Annotated in this window: 15 protein-coding genes and 2 pseudogenes; 13 read left to right on the top strand and 4 right to left on the bottom strand. The window is 62.6% G+C overall.

Annotation, left to right across the window (positions count from 1 at the left end; translation table 11 throughout):
• Positions 1–69: 69 nt before the first annotated feature.
• From cyoA to AC3ITW_RS20920, 5 genes are all read left to right on the top strand, one after another.
• Positions 70–975 carry a ubiquinol oxidase subunit II gene (gene cyoA / locus AC3ITW_RS20940; RefSeq protein ID WP_006399836.1) on the top strand — a complete coding sequence of 302 codons (906 nt, stop codon included), beginning with the start codon at positions 70–72 and terminating at the stop codon, positions 973–975.
• A gap of 5 nt (positions 976–980) precedes the next feature.
• The gene (gene cyoB, locus AC3ITW_RS20935; RefSeq protein WP_180837690.1) at positions 981–2,957 is read left to right on the top strand and encodes a cytochrome o ubiquinol oxidase subunit I; all 1,977 of its coding nucleotides are present in this window, start codon (positions 981–983) and stop codon (positions 2,955–2,957) included.
• On the top strand, positions 2,954–3,589 hold the full coding sequence (gene cyoC / locus AC3ITW_RS20930) for a cytochrome o ubiquinol oxidase subunit III (protein WP_012512371.1): 636 nt from the start codon (positions 2,954–2,956) through the stop codon (positions 3,587–3,589). The genes cyoB and cyoC overlap by 4 nt, the downstream gene beginning before the upstream one ends.
• A 1-nt stretch (position 3,590) precedes the next feature.
• Positions 3,591–3,923 (top strand): cytochrome o ubiquinol oxidase subunit IV, encoded by a 333-nt coding sequence (gene cyoD / locus AC3ITW_RS20925; protein ID WP_006399830.1) that lies wholly within the window; start codon positions 3,591–3,593, stop codon positions 3,921–3,923.
• Positions 3,924–4,066: 143 nt separating this feature from the next.
• A complete protein-coding gene (locus AC3ITW_RS20920; RefSeq protein ID WP_100435395.1) occupies positions 4,067–4,738 on the top strand; it encodes an SCO family protein in 672 nt (223 codons plus the stop codon).
• A gap of 126 nt (positions 4,739–4,864) precedes the next feature.
• Here the strand turns inward: AC3ITW_RS20920 and AC3ITW_RS20915 are convergent, their stop codons facing one another.
• Positions 4,865–5,458 (bottom strand): S8 family serine peptidase, encoded by a 594-nt coding sequence (locus tag AC3ITW_RS20915; protein ID WP_006399785.1) that lies wholly within the window; start codon positions 5,456–5,458, stop codon positions 4,865–4,867.
• Positions 5,458–7,224, bottom strand: a complete 1,767-nt coding sequence (locus AC3ITW_RS20910) for a S8 family serine peptidase (protein WP_100435394.1) — start codon at positions 7,222–7,224, stop codon at positions 5,458–5,460. The genes AC3ITW_RS20915 and AC3ITW_RS20910 overlap by 1 nt, the downstream gene beginning before the upstream one ends.
• 310 nt (positions 7,225–7,534) lie before the next feature.
• Between AC3ITW_RS20910 and AC3ITW_RS20905 the strand changes: the two genes are divergently transcribed.
• Together AC3ITW_RS20905 and AC3ITW_RS20900 are read left to right on the top strand one after the other, a co-directional pair.
• Positions 7,535–7,975 (top strand): DUF2231 domain-containing protein, encoded by a 441-nt coding sequence (locus AC3ITW_RS20905; RefSeq protein WP_012512368.1) that lies wholly within the window; start codon positions 7,535–7,537, stop codon positions 7,973–7,975.
• Positions 7,968–9,278, top strand: coding sequence for a PQQ-dependent sugar dehydrogenase (locus tag AC3ITW_RS20900; protein ID WP_121504204.1), 1,311 nt, complete (start codon positions 7,968–7,970; stop codon positions 9,276–9,278). The genes AC3ITW_RS20905 and AC3ITW_RS20900 overlap by 8 nt, the downstream gene beginning before the upstream one ends.
• Before the next feature lie 123 nt (positions 9,279–9,401).
• Here AC3ITW_RS20900 and AC3ITW_RS20895 read toward each other — a convergent pair.
• A pseudogene (locus AC3ITW_RS20895) lies at positions 9,402–9,704 on the bottom strand (exopolysaccharide biosynthesis protein); the annotation flags it as partial.
• A 149-nt stretch (positions 9,705–9,853) separates the two neighbouring features.
• Between AC3ITW_RS20895 and yidA the strand changes: the two are divergent.
• From yidA to AC3ITW_RS20880, 3 genes are all read left to right on the top strand, one after another.
• Complete coding sequence (yidA, locus tag AC3ITW_RS20890; RefSeq protein ID WP_153676138.1) at positions 9,854–10,687, top strand: sugar-phosphatase; 834 nt, start codon at positions 9,854–9,856, stop codon at positions 10,685–10,687.
• 440 nt (positions 10,688–11,127) lie between these two features.
• Positions 11,128–13,446, top strand: coding sequence for a TonB-dependent receptor (locus AC3ITW_RS20885; RefSeq protein ID WP_100435390.1), 2,319 nt, complete (start codon positions 11,128–11,130; stop codon positions 13,444–13,446).
• A gap of 121 nt (positions 13,447–13,567) precedes the next feature.
• On the top strand, positions 13,568–13,954 hold the full coding sequence (locus AC3ITW_RS20880) for a hypothetical protein (RefSeq protein ID WP_100435389.1): 387 nt from the start codon (positions 13,568–13,570) through the stop codon (positions 13,952–13,954).
• Between the two features lie 168 nt (positions 13,955–14,122).
• Here AC3ITW_RS20880 and AC3ITW_RS20875 read toward each other — a convergent pair.
• Positions 14,123–14,596: pseudogene (locus AC3ITW_RS20875) on the bottom strand (magnesium chelatase subunit ChlI family protein); the annotation flags it as partial.
• A gap of 84 nt (positions 14,597–14,680) precedes the next feature.
• Here AC3ITW_RS20875 and AC3ITW_RS20870 point away from each other — a divergent pair.
• From AC3ITW_RS20870 to AC3ITW_RS20860, 3 genes are all read left to right on the top strand, one after another.
• Positions 14,681–16,765 carry a hypothetical protein gene (locus AC3ITW_RS20870; protein WP_152906641.1) on the top strand — a complete coding sequence of 695 codons (2,085 nt, stop codon included), beginning with the start codon at positions 14,681–14,683 and terminating at the stop codon, positions 16,763–16,765.
• Positions 16,766–17,646: 881 nt separating this feature from the next.
• Entirely contained in the window at positions 17,647–18,687 is a 1,041-nt protein-coding gene (locus AC3ITW_RS20865; RefSeq protein WP_160314167.1) for a site-specific integrase, read from the top strand.
• Positions 18,687–19,169 (top strand): hypothetical protein, encoded by a 483-nt coding sequence (locus tag AC3ITW_RS20860; protein ID WP_152906995.1) that lies wholly within the window; start codon positions 18,687–18,689, stop codon positions 19,167–19,169. The genes AC3ITW_RS20865 and AC3ITW_RS20860 overlap by 1 nt, the downstream gene beginning before the upstream one ends.
• Positions 19,170–19,202: the final 33 nt, after the last annotated feature.

Here is a 19,202-nt window from a genome sequence, read left to right as displayed (position 1 = left end):
CGCTCCACGCCCGGGCGCTGCGCGCAGGCGAGCCGGTCAAGCGCGCTTCTTCAACAGGGTTGACCTCCAATGAATATCTGCTGGAACCGCATCCGCCTGGCGCTGGTCGCCCTGGCTTGCATCGCTCTGACGGGCTGCGACTGGGTGCTGCTGGATTCGAAAGGCATGGTCGGGATCGCCCAGCGCGACCTGATCCTGATCTGCATCGGCCTGATGCTGATCGTGGTGGTGCCGGCCATCGTGCTGACCTTCGTGTTCGCCTGGCGCTACCGCGCCGGCAATACCAAAGCGAAATACATGCCTGACTGGTCGCACTCCACCAAGGTGGAGATCGTGGTCTGGGGCGTGCCGCTGATCATCATCGCGGTGCTGGCAGTGATCGTGTGGACCTCCACCCACGAGCTGGACCCGTACAAGCCGCTGGACGTCGCCGGTGAGCCGCTGCATGTGGACGTGATCGCCACTGACTGGAAGTGGGTGTTCGTGTATCCGGACCTGGGCATCGCCACGGTCAACCAGCTCAACTTCCCGGCCAACCGCGCGCTGGCGTTCAACATCACCTCCAACTCGACGATGAATACCTTCTTCATCCCGCAGCTGGGTGGGCAGATCTACGCGATGGCCGGCATGCGCACGCAGCTGCACCTGATCGCCAACGAGCCTGGCCAGTTCCGTGGCATGTCCGGCAACTACAGCGGGCATGGCTTCTCGAACATGAAGTTCATCGCCACCGCCAGCAGCAACGAAGACTTCGAGCGCTGGGTGGCCGAGGTGCGCAGCGCGCCGGACGCACTCAGTTTCGCGGAGTTCAAGGCGCTGGCCGCGCCGTCGCGCAACGCGCCGGTACAACACTTCTCCAGCGTCGAACCGCTGCTGTTCAAGAAGGTCATCGACCAGTTTATCGGTGTCGGTGAGAACACCGCTGCTGCGGCCCCTGCGGGTCCTGCTGGCGGTGCCCAGGTTTCCCAGGAGTAACGAACATGTTGGGTAAATTGACGTGGGAGGCCGTGCCACTGCACGAGCCGATCGTGGTGATCACGCTGGCGGCCATGGTGCTGGGTGGCCTCGCGCTGCTTGGCGCGGTAACGTACTTCAAGCTGTGGGGCCCGCTGTGGCGTGACTGGTTCACCACCGTGGACCACAAGAAGATCGGCATCATGTACGTGGTGGTGGCGCTGGTCATGCTGGTGCGTGGCTTTGCCGATGCGCTGATGATGCGCGCGCAGCTGGCGGCGGCTGGCCCGGGCAGTGACGGCTTCCTGCCACCTGAGCACTACGACCAGATCTTCACCGCGCACGGCGTGATCATGATCTTCTTCGTGGCCACCCCGTTCGTGGTCGGCCTGATGAACATCATCGTGCCGCTGCAGATCGGCGCACGCGACATGGCGTTCCCGTTCCTCAACGCCTTCAGCTTCTGGATCTTCGTGGTCGGCGCCGCGCTGATGATGATCTCGCTCGGCGTTGGCGAGTTCGCCATGACCGGCTGGGTCGCCTATCCGCCGCTGTCGGGCATCGAGTTCAGTCCAGGGGTCGGTGTCGACTACTACATCTGGGCGTTGCAGGCTTCAGGCATCGGCACATTGCTGACCGGCGTCAACCTGTTCATCACCATCCTGCGCATGCGTGCGCCGGGCATGACCCTGATGAAGATGCCGGTGTTCACCTGGACCGTGCTGGTCACCAGCGTGATCATCATCGCCGCCTTCCCGATCCTGACCGTGGCGCTGGGTGCGCTCACCCTGGACCGCTACCTGGACTTCAACTTCTACACCAACACGTTGGGTGGCAACCCGATGATGTACGTGAACCTGGTGTGGGCCTGGGGCCACCCGGAGGTGTACATCCTGGTGCTGCCGGCATTCGGCATCTTCTCTGAAGTGACCGCCACGTTCGCGCGAAAGAAGCTGTTCGGTTACAAGTCGATGGTCGGTGCCACGCTGGCGATCGGCATCCTGTCGTTCATCGTCTGGCTGCACCACTTCTTCACCATGGGCTCCGGTGCCAGCGTCAATGCCTTCTTCGGCATCATGACGATGATCATCGCCATCCCCACCGGCGTGAAGATCTTCACCTGGCTGTTCACCATGTACGGCGGCCGCGTCGAGTTCAGCGTGCCGATGCTGTGGACCATCGCCTTCCTGGTCACCTTCACCATCGGTGGCATGACCGGCGTGCTGCTGGCCATCCCGGGCGCGGACTTCCTGCTGCACAACAGCCTGTTCCTGGTCGCGCACTTCCACAACACCATCATCGGCGGCGCGCTGTTCGGCTACCTGGCCGGCTTCGCCTACTGGTTCCCGAAGGTGTTCGGCTTCACCCTCAACGAGCGCCTGGGCAAGTGGTCGTTCGCCTGCTGGGTGATCGGTTTCTACCTGGCCTTCATGCCGCTGTACATGCTCGGCTTCATGGGCATGACCCGCCGCATGAACCAGTACGACAACCCGGCGTGGACGCCGTACCTGATCGCTGCCTTCATCGGTGCACTGTTCGTGTTCGCGGGCATCATCCTGATGCTGGTGCAGATCTACGTGAGCGTGCGCGACCGCAAGCGCAACCTGGACGTGACCGGCGACCCGTGGAATGCACGCACGCTGGAATGGGCCACGCCGTCGCCGCCGCCGTTCTACAACTTCGCCGTGGTGCCCAAGGCCGATGAGCTGGATGCCTTCCACGAAGCGAAGAAGCGTGGCCTGCCGCCGCCGCCGAAGAAGTACGCGCCTATCCACATGCCGAAAAACACCGGCGTACCGCTGATCCTCAACATCTGGATCCTGGTGCTGTGCTTCGCCCTGGTCTGGCACATCTGGTGGATGGCCGCGGCCAGCTTCATCGCGATGATCGTGACCCTGATCGTGCGGTCCTATGACGAGGACGTGGACTACTACGTCAGTTCCGAAGAGGTGGCGCGCACCGAAGCGGCCAACCTTGCCAAGCTGAAGGAGGTACGCGCATGAACCTGTTGACCCGCCCCGAGCTGGCCAGCGACACGCAGGCGCACGAGGACCACCACGAACACGACCATGGCCACGAACAGGGCGGCATGAAGGTGTTCGGTATGTGGGTCTACCTCATGTCCGACCTGGTGCTGTTCGGTTCGCTGTTCGCCTCGTATGCAGTGCTCAGCACCGCCTACGCCGGCGGCCCCACCGGCAAGGACCTGTTCTCGCTGCCGTTCGTGATGGCCGAGACCTTCCTGCTGCTGGTTTCCAGCATCACCTACGGCCAGGCCGTGCTGGCGATGCATCGCCACGACACCTCGGCGGTGCTGCGCTGGCTGGGCGTGACCTTCGTGCTCGGTGCCTCGTTCATCGGCATGGAGATCTACGAGTTCTCGCACCTGATCCACGAAGGCGCGGGCCCCAGCACCAGTGCCTACCTGTCGGCGTTCTTCGCGCTGGTCGCCACCCACGGCCTGCACGTGGCCAGCGGCCTGATCTGGATGGCGGTGGTCATGCACCAGGTCTACAGCCGCGGCCTGACCCCGACCAACATCACCCGCGTGTCGTGCCTGAGCCTGTTCTGGCACTTCCTGGACCTGGTGTGGATCTGCGTCTTCACCTTCGTCTACCTGATCGGAGCCTTCTGACATGGCCCACGTCGAAACCTCGCGCGCCGGCAATGCGCACGGCTCCACCAAGTCCTACCTGATCGGCTTCGTGCTGTGCGCGCTGCTGACCGTGGTGCCGTTCGCGCTGGTGATGAACCCGGTGCTGTCGCGGCCGCTCACGCTGTTCCTGCTGGTCGGCTTCGCGGTGGCGCAGATCCTGGTGCAGCTGGTCTATTTCCTGCACATGGACCGCAAGTCCGAAGGTGGCTGGAACCTGGCCAGCTTCGTGTTCACCCTGGTGATCCTGTTCATCGTCGTCGCACTGTCGGTCTGGATCATCTGGAGCATGCACTACCACATGATGATCAACTGACCGTGGCCGGGGTGATCGGCATGGACCGCACGATCACCCCGGCACCTCCGTCCTCTTTCCCCCCAAGGGCAGGCCTGACCGAGACCCCGCCCGCACCTGCGTTGGTGGTACCCGTGAAGCGTCCTGCTGCTGTTGTCCGTTCGTTGTTCTCTCCCCGTTTCCGCCTGCCGCTGCTGGCAGGCCTGGCCATCGGCCTGCTGGCCGGCTGCAGTTCGCAGTCGCGCATGGACTTCTATTCCAAGGACATCGCCTGCGAAGAGCTCGGCCAGCAGTGGTCGATGCCCGACAGCCACGGCACCGTGCGCGGCCCGAAGGACCTGCAGGGGCAGGTGACCTATCTGTTCTTCGGCTTCACCAGTTGCCCGGACGTCTGCCCGACGACCATGGTCGAGCTCAGCCAGGTCAAGCACCTGATGGGCAAGGATGCCGACCAGTTGCAGGTAGTGTTCGTCAGTGTCGACCCAGCGCGTGATACGCCGGAGGTTGCGCGCACCTACGTGGAAGCCTTCGACCCCAAGGCGATCGCACTGGTCGGCAACGAAGCGCAACTGGCCGCGATGGCCAGCGACTTCAAGGCGTTCTACGAAAAGGAACCCGGCCAGGTGCCGGAGACCTACACCATGAGCCACATCGCCGGCGGCTACGTGTTTGATCGCCAAGGCCGCCTCCGCCTGTTCGCACCCTACGGCATGCCGGTGGACAAGCTGTTCTCCGACGTGCAGCGCCTGCTGCTGGAGCCGGGCCACCCGGCCGCCGGCAACGATGCATTGGCCAGCTGCCACCTCAAGCACAGCGATACGCTCGCCGCCCGGTAGGGGGCGACCTTGGTCGACACGCAGTGAATGAATCTGGTGGGTGCCGACCGTTGGTCGGCACACTCCCACACACCAATCCCCCGGCCGGCCAGGAGAGCCAACCGGCCAGGGGCACCACTCAACGCCTTACTTGGTTTCTTCCCACTGCACCACGTCCGGCTCGGCCGCCTTGATGCCGGCGGTCGACAGCAGCTTGGTGGTCGCATCCAGTGCAGCATTCACCGACGGGTACTCCACAATCGCGCGGCCCGAGGCCTTGGACACCTTCACCACGGTGCCGCCGGTGGCGGTGGCCGCACGCTGGGCGGAGGCCGCATCGGTGAAGAACACCTTGACCCGCGAGGTCGCCACGACCGGTGCGCCATCGTTGGAGACGGCGGCCGCAAATTTGCTGGCACCGGCATCCGCACGTGCGGCCACACCGGTAGACGCATCCGTGGACCGCTTGCTGCGGGTGCCGACGGCCGCCGCGCTGGCATCAGCCCCGGTGGTGATCCTGAACTGGCCGCCGCTGGCCTGCTGCACGGTTGCCGACGGCGCCAGCTGGAAGCGCGAGCCGCCCACATTGAACGAACGGCCGGTGGCCTCCGCCTTCAACTGCTGCGTGTCTACGGTCGACAAGGTCTTCGCCGGAGGTGTCTGGCCCGAGCTCTGTGCCCAGGCGGTGGTGGTCATCGCCGCGAGGGCGAGGGTGCTCAACAGAATGGTCGTCTTCATCATCAGTGCCCCAGAACGCGGATCTTGAAGAATTCGAGGTTGCCACGCGATGCAGCGTTCGCGGCCTGCCCCAGGTCGGTTACTTCCAGTGTCCAGGTGCCCGTGGCGTTCTCATCCAGGAAGGCATTGCTGGACAGCAGGTCCCAGTTGGTGAAGTTGCGCTGCACACCATTGAGGCCAGAGCCGATCGCGGTGAATGCCGGCTGCACCACGCTGCGGGTGCCACTGGGCGAGATCAGCACGAACTGCAGCTGGCGGGTGTTGCTGTGGTTGACGCGGAAGCCGAGCTGCACGCTCTCGATGTTGCGCGCACCGTTGGCCAGCTGGAAGGTCAGGCGCGCCGCGGCCGCCGAGGTATTGCCGATGGCCACGGTACGCGTCGTGTTGCGCCAGCCACTATCCACCAGTGCACCCAGCGGCTGGAAGTCTTCTGCGACCTGTACCGCGCGTGCCGCGTTGACCACACCGAAACCGTACCAGTTGCTGTAGGCACGGCCGGCGGCATTCACCGTCCAGCCCGGCACCAGCACGCGGCCGTCGGAGTGGGTCACCGCTGCCCGGTTCGGATCGGTGCGGGTGGCGGTGGTGGCCAGGATGTACTTCACATCGCGGTAGGACAGGTTCGGGTTGGTCTCCAGCAGCAGTGCCGCCACGCCCGACACCATCGGCGTGGCCGCCGAGGTGCCGTTCATCTTGCCGGTGTAGTTGCAGGTGCTGTCGATGGCAGACTGGTCGCCGTCCAAGGTGTTGCGCAGGCTCGTGTTCTTGTTGCTGCCCTGCGCGCAGCCGGTGACATCGGTGGTGAGGATGGCCGGATCGTAGCGGATCGCCAGCTGCCCCGGCACGACCTGCCGCTGCCAACCATTCTCACCGCCGAAGCCGGACACCCACAGCGCCGAGCCGGTGGACGAGTAGGACGAGCGCACGCCATCGGCGCGCACGGCGGCAACGGTGATCACGTTGAACAGGTTGTTACGCGGGTCGCGGCCGGCCGGAATGCAACCCGTGTTGCGGTTCTTGGTGTCTGCCGAGCAGATGTCGGTGCCATCCGAGCGTGCACCGTTGTTGTGGTTGTTGCCGGCGGCTTTCACGTAGATGCCACCGCGGCCGCCACGGGTGCCGGACATGGCCTGCTCATAGGCGGCGATGTCGTTCTGGCTGTAGGCCAGCGGCAGGTTGGGGTTGCCCGGGCTGGAGCCCCAGCTGTTGTTGAAGACCCCCACGTCGGCCACTTCGGCGCCGTCCCACCACGAGTACTCGATGTTGGAATTCGAATTGCCCTGGGCATTGGACGCCAGGAAATTGAAGCCCTTGAGTGTGGCCGCTGAGGCTACGCCGCGCACGCCCAGGTTGTTGGCACCGACCGCACCGGCGATGCCGCCGACCATGGTGCCGTGATTGTCGCGGTCGGGATTGGACGGTGAAGGGTTGTTGCTCTGGTTGGCGAAGTTCTTGCCGGCGACCGCCGCAACGTTGGCGGCCAGGTCCGGGTGTGCGATCTGCAGGCCGTCATCGACGATGGCGATGGTGACGCCCTGGCCACGGATGCCATTGCGGAACAGGCCATCCACGTTCAGATCGTTGCCAGCCACCGGCAGGGTATCGCCCAGTACGGCCTGTCCGGTGTTGAGCAGATGCCACTGACGCCCGGCCAGCGGATCAGCCTGTTGGGCCTGGGCGGTGGCGGCCAGGCTGCCCAGCACCAGGGCAGTGGCAAGGGCCAGGCGCGCGGAGCGCGGTGGCGCGGAGCGTTGCGTGTGTCGCTTCATACACGAATCCTTCTGTTGTGAATCGGCATGGCAGGACGGCGGGGCGGAACTGCCCCATCGCAACGAGCCAAACGCGACACAACGAACAACCCCCTACCTCTTCACGGAACCAATCTGCAGATGTGCCGATTGCGTCACAAACACTTATGCCGTGGGGGAATGACGACTGCCGTGTCCTGCATCTGGTAGGTGCCAACCTTGGTTGGCACGCGTATACACGCATGGCGTGGATCTACCCGGTGTCATCGCGCGCCCTCACATCCGGCTGTGCTACTACAGCCCGTGCACCCTTCCGCATCGGAGCACGATGATGGTCAATCCGCTGGCCCAGGCCCATCGCGGCCTCGGCACCACGCTGTTCAGCCTGTTGAACCCGATACCCTTCGGCTTCTTCGTCGGCGCGCTGATCTTCGACGCGATCTACCTCAACAGCGCCGAGGTGATGTGGGGCAAGTCCGCCGCCTGGCTGATCACCTTCGGCCTGCTGATCGCCATCATTCCGCGCCTGATCAACCTGTTCGCGGTCTGGCGCCGCAACGGCACCGCCACCCGCATCGACCGCATCGACTTCTTCCTCAACCTGGTCGCGGTGCTGCTGGCCATCTGGAACGCCTTCGTGCACAGCCGCGATGCGTATGCCGTTGCCGTGCCGGGCACGATCCTGTCGGCGCTGACCGTGGCCCTGATCGCGCTGGGCCTGATCCTGCTGTCGCTGCAGCCGCCGGTGCTGCAGGGAGGTCGTCATGGCTAAGCACATCCTGCCTACCGTGGGCGCCCTGGCGCTGGCCGTGATGCTGTCGGCCTGTGCCGGCAAGGCCGAATACCACCCCACCGACCAGTCGGGTGCGAAGCCGCCGCTGCCGGCACCGAAGAACTTCCTGATGCCGCCGATGCAGGTGCCCAAAGGCGTGGGTTGGGCCGACGGCCAGTCACCCACGGTGGCCGAAGGCCTGAAGATCGAACGCATCGCCGCCAACCTGCAGCATCCGCGGCGATTGTTGACTCTGCCCAACGGCGATGTGCTGGTGGTGGAGGGCAATGGCCCCGGCGAAGAGCCGGTCACCACGCCCAAGCAGTGGATCGCCGGCAAGGTGAAGGCACGCTCGGGCAAGGCCGGCAAGGGCGGCAACCGGGTCACCCTGCTGCGCCGCACACCGGGCACGAACACCTGGACCCAGCACGTGTACATCGAAGGCCTGCATTCGCCGTTCGGTATCCAACTGATCGGTGACACGCTGTACGTGGCCAACACCGGCAACATCATGCAGTACCACTACGTGCCGGGCGAAACCCGCATGTCCGACAAGGGCCGCGAGTTCACCGACCTGCCCAGCACCATCAACCACCACTGGACCAAGGAACTGCTGGCCAGCCGCGATGGCAGCAAGCTGTACGTGGGCGTGGGCTCCAACAGCAACATCACCGAGAATGGCCTGGCCGTTGAATACCGCCGCGCAGTGGTGCTGGAAGTGGACGTGGCCACCCGTGGCAGCCGCATCTTTGCGTCGGGCATCCGCAACCCGACCGGACTGGACTGGGAGCCGAGCACCGGCACGCTGTGGGCCGTGGCGAACGAACGCGATGAAATCGGTGCGGATCTGGTGCCCGATTACCTCACCTCGGTGAAGGAAGATGGCTTCTACGGGTGGCCCTACAGCTACTACGGCCAGCACGTGGACGAGCGCGTGCAGCCGCAGCGGCCGGACCTGGTGGCGAAAGCCATCACGCCGGACTACGCCATCGGCTCGCACGTGGCACCGCTGGGCCTGCTGTTCTACACCGGCCAGGCACTGCCGGCGCAGTACCACGGCGGCGCCTTCATCGGCGAGCACGGCAGCTGGGATCGCTCACCATTGAGCGGCTACGAAGTGGTCTACGTACCGTTCAAGGACGGCAAGCCGACCGGGCGGCCGCAGACCGTCGTCAGCGGCTTCGCCTCCAAGGACGAGAAGACCTTGATGGGCGCACCGGTAGGCATGGCGATGGATGCCGAAGGCGCACTGCTGGTCGCCGACGACGTGGGCGACGTGGTGTGGCGGGTGTCGGCCAAGTAGTTCTGTAGCGTCGAGCCACGCTCGACTGCTTTGAACTGGCCTGTGTAGAGTCGAGCCATGCTCGACTGCTTTTGCCAGCAGCAGTCGAGCATGGCTCGACTCTACAGAAGGCCATAAGCAGCCGAGCCTGGGCTCGGCGATCTCGCGGCGCGCCAGTTTCTGCGGCACCCACAGCGGGCGGTTGCGTACGCGGCTCAGGCCGATCAGCAGGATCGAGGCACCAAACACCGTACTCAGCCCGGGAATCGACACCGGAATGATGAAGATGGCCGAGAGCAGGATCACGATCAGCAGCAGGCCTTCATCGCCCAGCGCACTGAGCAGGGTGCCGATACTGACCTGCTCACCGGGCAGCTCGTCGATCATCTGCTCGATCTGCTCGGCCAGGGGCGCGCTGTCATTGGTTTCGGGGGCACGGTAGGTCATGCGTCGCAAGGTTCTCCAGGGAAGGGCGGTCAGCGGGCCGTCCTGCGGTGGGGGACGCACAGGCTCCCGCAGTATCCCGGCCAACGTGGGCAACGAGGTGAACCGGGCATGAGGGGGTAAACTGGCGTGCCCCGCACGAGTTGAACGCAATGGATATGGGCCGCAGGCAATCGACCATCGAACTGGTCGCCATCGACATGGATGGCACCCTGCTGGACCCCACCCACACGCTCACCGTCCGGGCCAAGCAGGCGATCGCGCAGGCGCGCGCGCTGGGCGTGCACATCGTGCTGACCAGTGGCCGCCCGGTTCCCGGCCTGGCACCGTTCCTGCACGAGCTGGACATCGCCGGCGACGACGACTACTGCATCGCCTGCAATGGCGGCCTGGTGCAACGCATCGGCACGCGCGAAACCGTGGTCGAGTATCCGCTCAGCTTCGACGACTTCCTGTTCTGCGAGCAGGTGGCCCGCGAAGTGGGCGTGCATTTCCAGGCGCTGGACAGCCAGCGCATGTATACGCCCAACCAGGACATCAGCTACTACACCGTGGCTGACTCGCATCTTTCGCGGATGCCACTGTCGTACCGCCGCGTGGCCGACATGGATCCGTCCATGTCCTTCATCAAGCTGATGATGATCGACGAACCCGACGTGCTGGATGCCGCCATCGCGCGCCTGCCCACCGAACTGACCGAGCGTTTCGCGGTATTGAAGAGCGCACCGTTCTTCCTGGAAGTGTTCGACCACCGCGCCGGCAAGGGGCCGAGCCTGCAGAAGCTGGCCGAACACCTGGGCATCGACCGCGCCAACGTGATGGCCATCGGCGACCAGGAGAACGACCTGACCATGCTGCAGTACGCCGGTACCAGCGTAGCGATGGGCAATGCCATCGACGCGGTAAAGGCGGTGGCGGGGTTCGAGACCACCAGCAATGCAGACGAAGGCGTGGCGCGCGCCATTGAGCGTTTCGTCCTGCAGTAACCGCGCGCCCCTATGCCCTGGTAGGTGCCAACCTTGGTTGGCGCACGCACACCGTATGCGCCGACCAAGGTCGGCCTCTACCAGGCTCCCTCTGCCCAGGTAGTTGCCAACCTTGGTTGGCATACGTAGACCGTAGGCGCCGACCAGGGGTCGGCCCCCACCACGCCGGCACTATACCCGCGTATAGCCCACCCATCCCCATCGCCATCCGCGCTGTACCACCGCGCAATGGCGAATGCGGCACTGCGATGCAAGAATTTCGCACGTCGAAATCACCCCACCGAATCCCACGGCAGATGATCGTCCTCGTCTGCTGACCGGCGCGCACCGCGCCGTCACTCCCTCAACGCAATCGCATCGCCAGCCAGGGCGCCGACACCGGTGCTGCAACGCGCTGGGCGTGCGCCTGCGCCGCTCTCTCCCTGCACCTGGATCTGCCCATGAACACCCCACCCACGACGCGCCTCGCACTGGCCATCATCACGGCCATCGCCGCACCTGCGTATGCCGCAGAAACGCACGATGCCACACATGACACCCCCACCACCTTGAACGCGCTGCAGGTCATCGCCACGCCACGCGGCGCGGCCGTTGCGCCTACCCAGGTGGTTGGCCCCAACCGCTACATCATCAAGGCTGAAGACCTCGACGCGATGGTCACCGGCAACAACGGCCTGGCCATGCTCAAGCAGGTGCCGGGCGCCAGCTACACCGCCACCGACGGACTTGGCCTGGATATCTCCGCCACCAGCCTGTTCGTGCGCGGCTTCCGCATGAACGAAATGGGCATCACCTTCGAAGGCGTGCCGCTGAACGACAACGGCTTCCTCTCGCTCACCGGCACCAGCGTGGTGAACGTGGGCGTGCCCGATGGCATCGGCGCGATCACGGTCAGCCCCGGTGGCGCGCCGGTCAGCGTGTTCTCCAGCAGCGTCAACGGCGGCAGCCTGGAATACCGCCTGCGCGAGCTGCAGGACACGCCCAGCCTGCGCGTGAAACAGGGCGTGGGCAGCAACAACACGTTGGTCACCACCGTGTCCGGGCAGAGCGGCCAACTCGGTGAGCACGGCCCGAAGGTGCTGGTCGACCTGCAGCGCGTGTCCGCCGACAAGTACCAGGGCGAGGGCACCCAGAACTTCCTGCGCGGCGACCTGAAGCTGCAGCAGGACGTTGCCTGGGGCGACTTCACCGTGTTCCTGTCCGACAGCAAGGCCAAGGTCTGGGGTTACAACAACATTTCGTTCGACATGATCCGCAAGCTGGGCTGGAAGGCCGACATCTTCTATCCCGATTATGCCTGGGCGTGGTACGTGGCCTCGCCGGAGAATGCGGACAAGTCCTGCGGCGCCTACACCTGCGGTGAGCTGTCCGAACTGATTCCGTACGACACCGGCCAGACCACCCGTGACCGCGTGTCCTCGATCAACCATCGTTTCCAGATCAGTCCGGCGCTGAGTGGCAACGTGCAGCTGTACAACGCCAACAGCCACACCCAGGCCACGCTGACCGACCCGACCGTACCGTCGCCCAACGGCGCGCCGTTCTCCGAACAGGTGCAGACGCCGCGTGTGAATCGGCTGGGTGGCATGGTCAGCCTGCAGTTCGAGACCGGCGCGCACACCTTCACCGCCGGTTTCTGGCGGGAGAAGAGCAAGGCCGCCGCCAAGACCGAGTGGTACCAGCAGCCACTGCTGGGTGAGGGCCCGCCGCTGAAGGCCACCGGTCCGTTCGATGTGTACGGTCCTGCGTTCAAGACCGACAACGCTTCGAGCTGGGTGACCCGCTCGCGCCAGTTCTACCTGCAGGACGACATCGTGTTGAACGACACGCTGAAGTTGGGTGTCGGCTTCAAGGCCGTGGACTTCCGCACCAGCGGCGGCGGCCTCGGCGATGCCAAGGACCGGCCGGTGAACGGCACGCTGCGCGCGAAAAGCAACCTCCTGCCGCATGTCTCGCTGTTCTGGAGCCCGACTGAATCCACCGATGCCTTCATCGACCTGGCCAACACCATGAACGGCTATCGCGTTGCCCAGCGCGGCAACATCGGCTACACCGCCTCGGCATGGACCATCACCAACCAGGAAGAGTTCGACCGCGTGGCGGGCACGCTGCGCCCGGAGAAGAACTGGAACCTCACCGTGGGCGCGTCGCATCGCTTCGATCGGCTGACGATCACCGGCGATGTGTTCTACAACGACATCCGCAACCGACTGCTGTCGGCTGCCATCGGCACCCAGTTCGCACAGATCAATACCGTGCGGTTGATGCCGAAGATGCACGTGATCGGTGCCGACCTCGGCATCACCGCTGACCTGACCGACCACCTGCAGTTCTACCAAGGCGTGGCCGTGGCCCGTTCGTACTACGACAGCGATTTCGTGGTGGGCGACACGGTGTACCCGATCAAGGGCAACGCCCAGCCGGGCTATCCGCAGATCTCGCTGGTCAGCGACCTGTCGGCGCATTTCGGTGACTGGCGCTTCGGTGCCACCAGCACCTCCTACCTGCGCCAGCCTTTCACCTACGAGAATGACATCCGCGTGCCGACCTTCTGGCAGGTCAACACCTATGCCGCCTACCGCTTCGGTGCGGACAGCGCCGTACCCGGCCTGGAGCTGCGGCTGGACGTGAGCAACCTGTTCAACCGCCACAACATCGGTACCGCCACCATCGCCGGCTCGTCGTTCTCGGGGGATTACCAGACCCTGCAGCGCAGCGCGCCACGGCAGCTGATGTTCAGTACGTCGATGGCGTTCTGAGGTAACGAAGGGCGGGGGTCAGAGCCCTTTGCGGTGCAAAGGGATCCGACCCCAAACCCATCCAGAAACCCGTCTTGCGCAATGGGCAGCGATTTTCTGGCGGCGACGCAAGGTTCCCACAATGTTGCTGGGTCATCCTGTTGGCATGGCACAGAACAACCCGCGATCACCGTTGTTCGGCATCCGGGGCCCAGGACGGCCCCGGCAGGCGCTGTCCGTGGCGCCTGTGATCGACCTGCAGACCGAGTACCAGTTCTGGCACGTCTACGAGCGCGTGGTGCGTCCGTTGCCCGGTGGCGGGCTGCGGCGGGCCTGGCTGGTGTGCCAGAAGGTGTACCGGGACCGGTGGCAGCACCCGGACGACAGCGACGAGGCGGCGTTGTCGCGGGTGTTGTTCGGCGGGAACATGACGGCTGACCGGGCGTCGGAGCTGGCGGAGCTGCACGCGCTGGTCAGCCGTCGGGTGGCGTTGCTGGCGAGGCGTGGGCGGGTGGATTCCGCGGCGTGATGCGTGGGGGCTGCTATCGGCGTGCCGAGCTGCCATGACCCGCTCTGGCACCATCGCACCATCCGTCGCCATGACCCGCTGTTGGTAGAGTCGACTGCTAGTCGACTGCTCTTCGCGCGCGAGTCGACCAACGGTCGACTCAACCAACGACCACTCCGAACGGTGCTCCTAGGGCTTCCCCCGATCCAACTGCCGGTAACCGATCGCCTCAGCCAGATGCGCCGTCTGGATCGTTTCACAACCCGCCAGATCAGCAATCGTGCGCGCCACCCGCAGAATCCGGTGCATCGCTCGCGCAGAAAGTTGCAGACGCTCAATCGCCTGCTCCAACAGATCCTGATCAGCCTCGCTCAGTTTGGTACAGGCACGCAGCGCCGCCGGTGGCAGATGGGCATTCAGCCCACCACGCGCCTGCTGCCGGGCATGGGCGGCTTCCACTCGTGCACGTACCGCAGCACTGGGCTCACCCAGCGGCGTGCTCTCCCGCAGCTCCACCGCGTCCATGCGCGCCACGCTGATATGCAGGTCGATACGGTCCAGCAACGGACCGGACACCCGCGCGCGGTAGCGGTTGATACGTTCGTCGCTGCACAGGCAGCGGTTGCTACGGTCCCCGGCCCAGCCACACGGGCAAGGGTTCATCCAGATGTTTTGTGAGGAATAGTGCTTGGGAAAAAAGATAAGGTGCGGCAAATTAGCTCTGCTCACCACGGTAGCTCACATTGCATGGCAACTAGAAAGAAGAAGGGTGTCGGCGAGGTCCAAACGGGCCCGGACGGACTTTGGATCACGGTAAGGGCGATCGGTCGGGCGCATGGAGTAGCGTCGATTGACTTCACATTTCTTCGGAGTTGGATCGGACCTCGCGGTCAAGCCGCATTTGTCGATGCAATTGTCAAGCTATCAAGGCGCTACGTCGCGGCCCAGAACACGTACTCGGTTCGCTGCGTCCTTCAGTTCTGGCAGGCCCTCGGTGCAAGAAGGGGGTGGCCGGCTCCAAGTCGTCGAATCAGTTCCGCTGCCTTGGTCGCGCAACTGTCTGATCTTCGGGGTGAGTTCTACGCGGCCAGAGCGGCGGTTGGAGTCGCGCTAACTACGATCACGAATCAGTGGACCAGCTTTGTTCGATTCATCCCCTGTCTTGTTCAGACCGGTGCAATCAACTTCGTCGAATCGAAATTGGCTGCCATCTCCGCTCCGCCTCGCGCGCTCATCATTGCGGATAGGGAGCATGCTGCAAACTCACCAGTGTGCCTGAACAACGCCCCAAAGACTTTGAACTCGGCACAGAACTCATACAACGACAATCTCTTCGAGTCGATCTCAATCGTTGATGGAAGTGCAGAGTACCTAGATCGCTATCAGGAAAAACTTGGGAAGGCAGTAAACACGATTCTCCACTGCGCAGTGAAGGACTTCGAGGAGTTCGTGGCTCAACGAGAGAGAGGCTTGGCTGAAATTAGCCGTTTCGACGTAGGTTCACTACATGAGCTTAAGGCGCATCGCCGAGGCGGATTCTCCCGAGAGAACTGGGGGCACCTGCTGAATCAAGAGCGATATGAGAAGGGTCTCAGGATTGCCTTGGGGATATGCGTCTTTGATATGGGCGGGATTCCTAGGCAGCGACGCAAATTCGATGTGAAGTCGAGCAAGGCATCCATCTTAGATGGGTCTAGCAGAATCTGGGACTTCGTTTCTTCGTTCGGAAAGAACGAGCTCCTGCCATACCTTGGCATCATGAGTAGCAAGCAGGCGGCAGTCTGCATACTGATCCTACTCATTGAACACCCGATTCTTAACCCAGTGGCGTTGTACAGGGCCAGGATAGAAAGGGATCGTCATGGTGGAACCTACATCTCCTCCGATGGTCTTGTCGGAAAAGGGGGTATCCGCTTTAGCGTGGAGAAGCTGCGTGCGGGCGAGGAGAAGAGTGTGGAGCTTTCGCCTCTTGCCCAGCGAGTTCTTGTGAAGGTCTTCGAGTGGACCGAGCCCGTACGTACTCGGATGATCCAGGAAGGGAGAAGGAAGGATGCAAACCATCTTTGGATTGGCATCAGTAGCCTCGACTACCGTTTGAAAGCCTTCTCGGAGAAAGCGTTCCTGAATGCACTTGGTGCATCTGAAGCTTGGCGCAGTGTCAGGGGAGCCGGCATGGTCACCCGGGCAACGAACTTCGGGGAGCGCCATGCCGAGCTCGCTCCATGGAGAGAGAAGCTCACCTACAAGAATCTACGAATGAACTCCGGAGTGCTAAAGTTCCTTGAGGCAGATGGTGATCTTGTCGTAGCGGCGAGGATATTTGGCCACCGATCGGTCAAGACGACCTTGGGGCACTACGTCCCAAATGCCCTTCGCATCGCCTTGTTTGAGAGGCAGGTTAGGCGGCACCAGAACAGACTGATCGTTCAAGCATTTTCTGATCACGAGCGGCTTCTTGAAGTGTCGGATTTCTCGACGGTTGAGGACCTCCACCTGTTCCTCTCGGGTAGCGCGGACGAGGCTGCTGAAGCTCAGGTTCCCCGCCGTGTGTACAAGGCCGCTTCTCCTGGCGCGGGACTGATCCTCTGTAAGGATCCTGATGCGCTGGCGGTTGCAATGCTCTACCGGGATCGCTTGGAAAGCGCCAGTGCGACCTTCCTGGATCGACCTGATCTCCGGACCGGAGTTGCCCCGCGATTCTGGAGAGACTTTGTGGATGCGCTGACCGCGCCATTGCCCCCGGCATTGATTGAGATCACTGATCTTGTCGAGTGTGCATTGGCTAGAAAGACTGTCATCATTTCTCGCATTCGGCTGCCGGAGATCCGGTGATGGCTCAACTTCCCTCGGAGGTCCTGTCCTTCTTCAGTCGGACCCAAACCGGTTTGAGCCCATTAGTGCGTCCGTGGTGGCTGAAATCCGCGGTCCACGAATCTGTATGGAGAGTTGAGACGGGAAAGAGAGATCTGCGCCAAGTCGGTGAGAAGAGTCGCGGTGGGCAGGTTCTGAGATGGGATCTACTGCTACCAACGGGACGATTGAGCACATCATCTCACGCAGTTATCTGTGAACAATGTAAGGCGTTGATCATCGCCGTAGCGAAGGTACGTGGATCAACCCGGTCGCTCAGATCAGTTCATGGCGCACTGTTTCTCTTCGCAGAGTTCTTGGCCCTTAAGTACGAAGAGAAGTTCCTGCGTGACGGACTCCTAGTCGCTCATCTGGACGACGTAGAGGCATTCATGGAGTCCTATGCTGAGGCGGGGTCTTGCGGGACGGGGCGGTTCATTGAGCGCCTTAGCTCTTACCTTTCGGCTGAGATTCCGTTGGAACGGTTAGACGCGGATGAGGTTAGGAACCACTTTGGCTTGACGGAAACAAACCAGTTGAGTTTGGTCGCCATTGGCGCGGCTATATCGGTGGACTGGCAGAGGCTGCGCAGTAGTCCCGCATTTCGGAGCCATCTGACCCAGTACGGGTACCGAGGAGAACGCGACTTAAGCCGCGGCGCTCGTACCACCAGCGGCTATGCGGATATCTTTCCGCTACTGGCTCAGGCCTCGCACTCCGTCCAGACCCTAAGCGCGTGGGCTTTGAGCAATGTTCGCGAGGTTCGCGATGCTTGCCGACCTTTTCGCAGAGAACAGTCGGGCCGCACGGCGACATTGCCACCGACCGTCTGTAGGCAGTTTGTTAGGTCAGCGTGTGCGTGGATGCTTGAGGAGGCGCCTGCATTGGAGGCTCACCTTGCAGGGTTGATTGATGAAATCGCCCAAAGTGGTGACCTTGGCCACCGGTCGCCAACTGCATTGTTGAAGGATGCGGAAGCGCTGATTGAAACCGGTCCACTAGTACGCTGTTCGAGGTTCGTTTCCCAGCGTTTCAGGGAGAGAGGGGATGACAGGTACTGTGATTTGGAACCCTATCGGTTGTTCCCTTTGGTTCTCGGACTGATCCGAATCCATCTAGGTGTTTGCTTTGGACTTGTGGCCTTGTTTGCTTGTGCAAGGAGATCCGAGATCATTGACATGGGGTTGCATGCGCTCCTGACATCTGATGGTCGCTACCACTTGACGATTCACCAGGCAAAGCGGGGGGAAGGGAACGAGAGGCCGAGGTTTGACAAGCCTGTGCCACGTATCGTTGCCATGGCGATATCGATCATGAACAATCTCAGGACGCAACTACTTCGGGTGATGCCCAGGGAGGATTCGTTGCTGGATGATCGCGTGATGTTCTTCGTCGGAATGCAGGGCATCAGGCCATTCAGTGAGAATCATCCGCGCGTCGTTCTCCAGCTCATAAGTGACTACTTTGATCTCCGTGGCCCCGACGGAAAGCGATGGGTGCTTGAGCCTCATCAACTGCGAAGGAGCTTTGCTATGACATTCTTTCATTCGGAGGGGGAAGAGTCATCTCTACCTGCGCTCGCGTGGCTCATGGGTCATCATGATGTCGAGGAGACTTGGAGATACGTGAAGGAGTCTATGACGGGCAAGGAGATCAGTCATGCAGAAGCCTGTTTGGCGATGGCGGCTGTGAACTCAGGTGATGGCTCGGAATCTGCCCAAAAATTGAAGGCGCTTCTTCTCGAGCACTTCGGAAGCGACGATCTCGCTGTTCTCGATCATGATGATGTCTTGGAGTATCTGGAGATGCTCTCTGAGGAGCGAAAGATCAGTGTCAAGCCGATTCAGATTACAACCGGCGATCGTAGTACGTTCACAATCCTCATTTCGCACAGAGGGGAATGATGCCAAGGCTCAGTAAAGGACAGGTAGCTGCGGGTGTGCGGGACAAGCAGCTTCGTGCTGAACGGAGTGTTCGGGGCATCATCGCCATCCTGGACGAGGCGGTGGCAGTTGGGTCCCTTCTTGAAGAGCATAGTGATCTCTTTAGACGCATGAGTGATCTTGCCGGGATGAATGATGAGGCTCGAGGCATCTTTCCGATGTCGGTTCGAACACTCAGGAACAATGTGGAATCGCTGTACCCAGGCGGGATGGAAGCGTTTAGGCGTGCCATCGGAGAGCTTCTGGGGGCCGCGAGGAAGCCTGTTGCACAGCAGGAAGATGAGGCTTGGCTGGAGGATGCTGTTCTGGACATGACCGCTAGGTACAGTGATCTCGTGCAACGCTTCAAGAGGCTGGCTCTTGGATCGGAGGTCGCAGCCGATGAGCTAAAGCGACACTTCGATCGGTACCGCGGCTCTAGCTCCCTACGGGTAGTGAAGTGAAGATTGATGGTGGTTTGTGTAGGAGGGCCAGCA

It is taken from the genome of Stenotrophomonas sp. KH_052, assembly GCF_057838755.1.
This window is presented reverse-complemented; position numbering and strand designations above follow the sequence as displayed.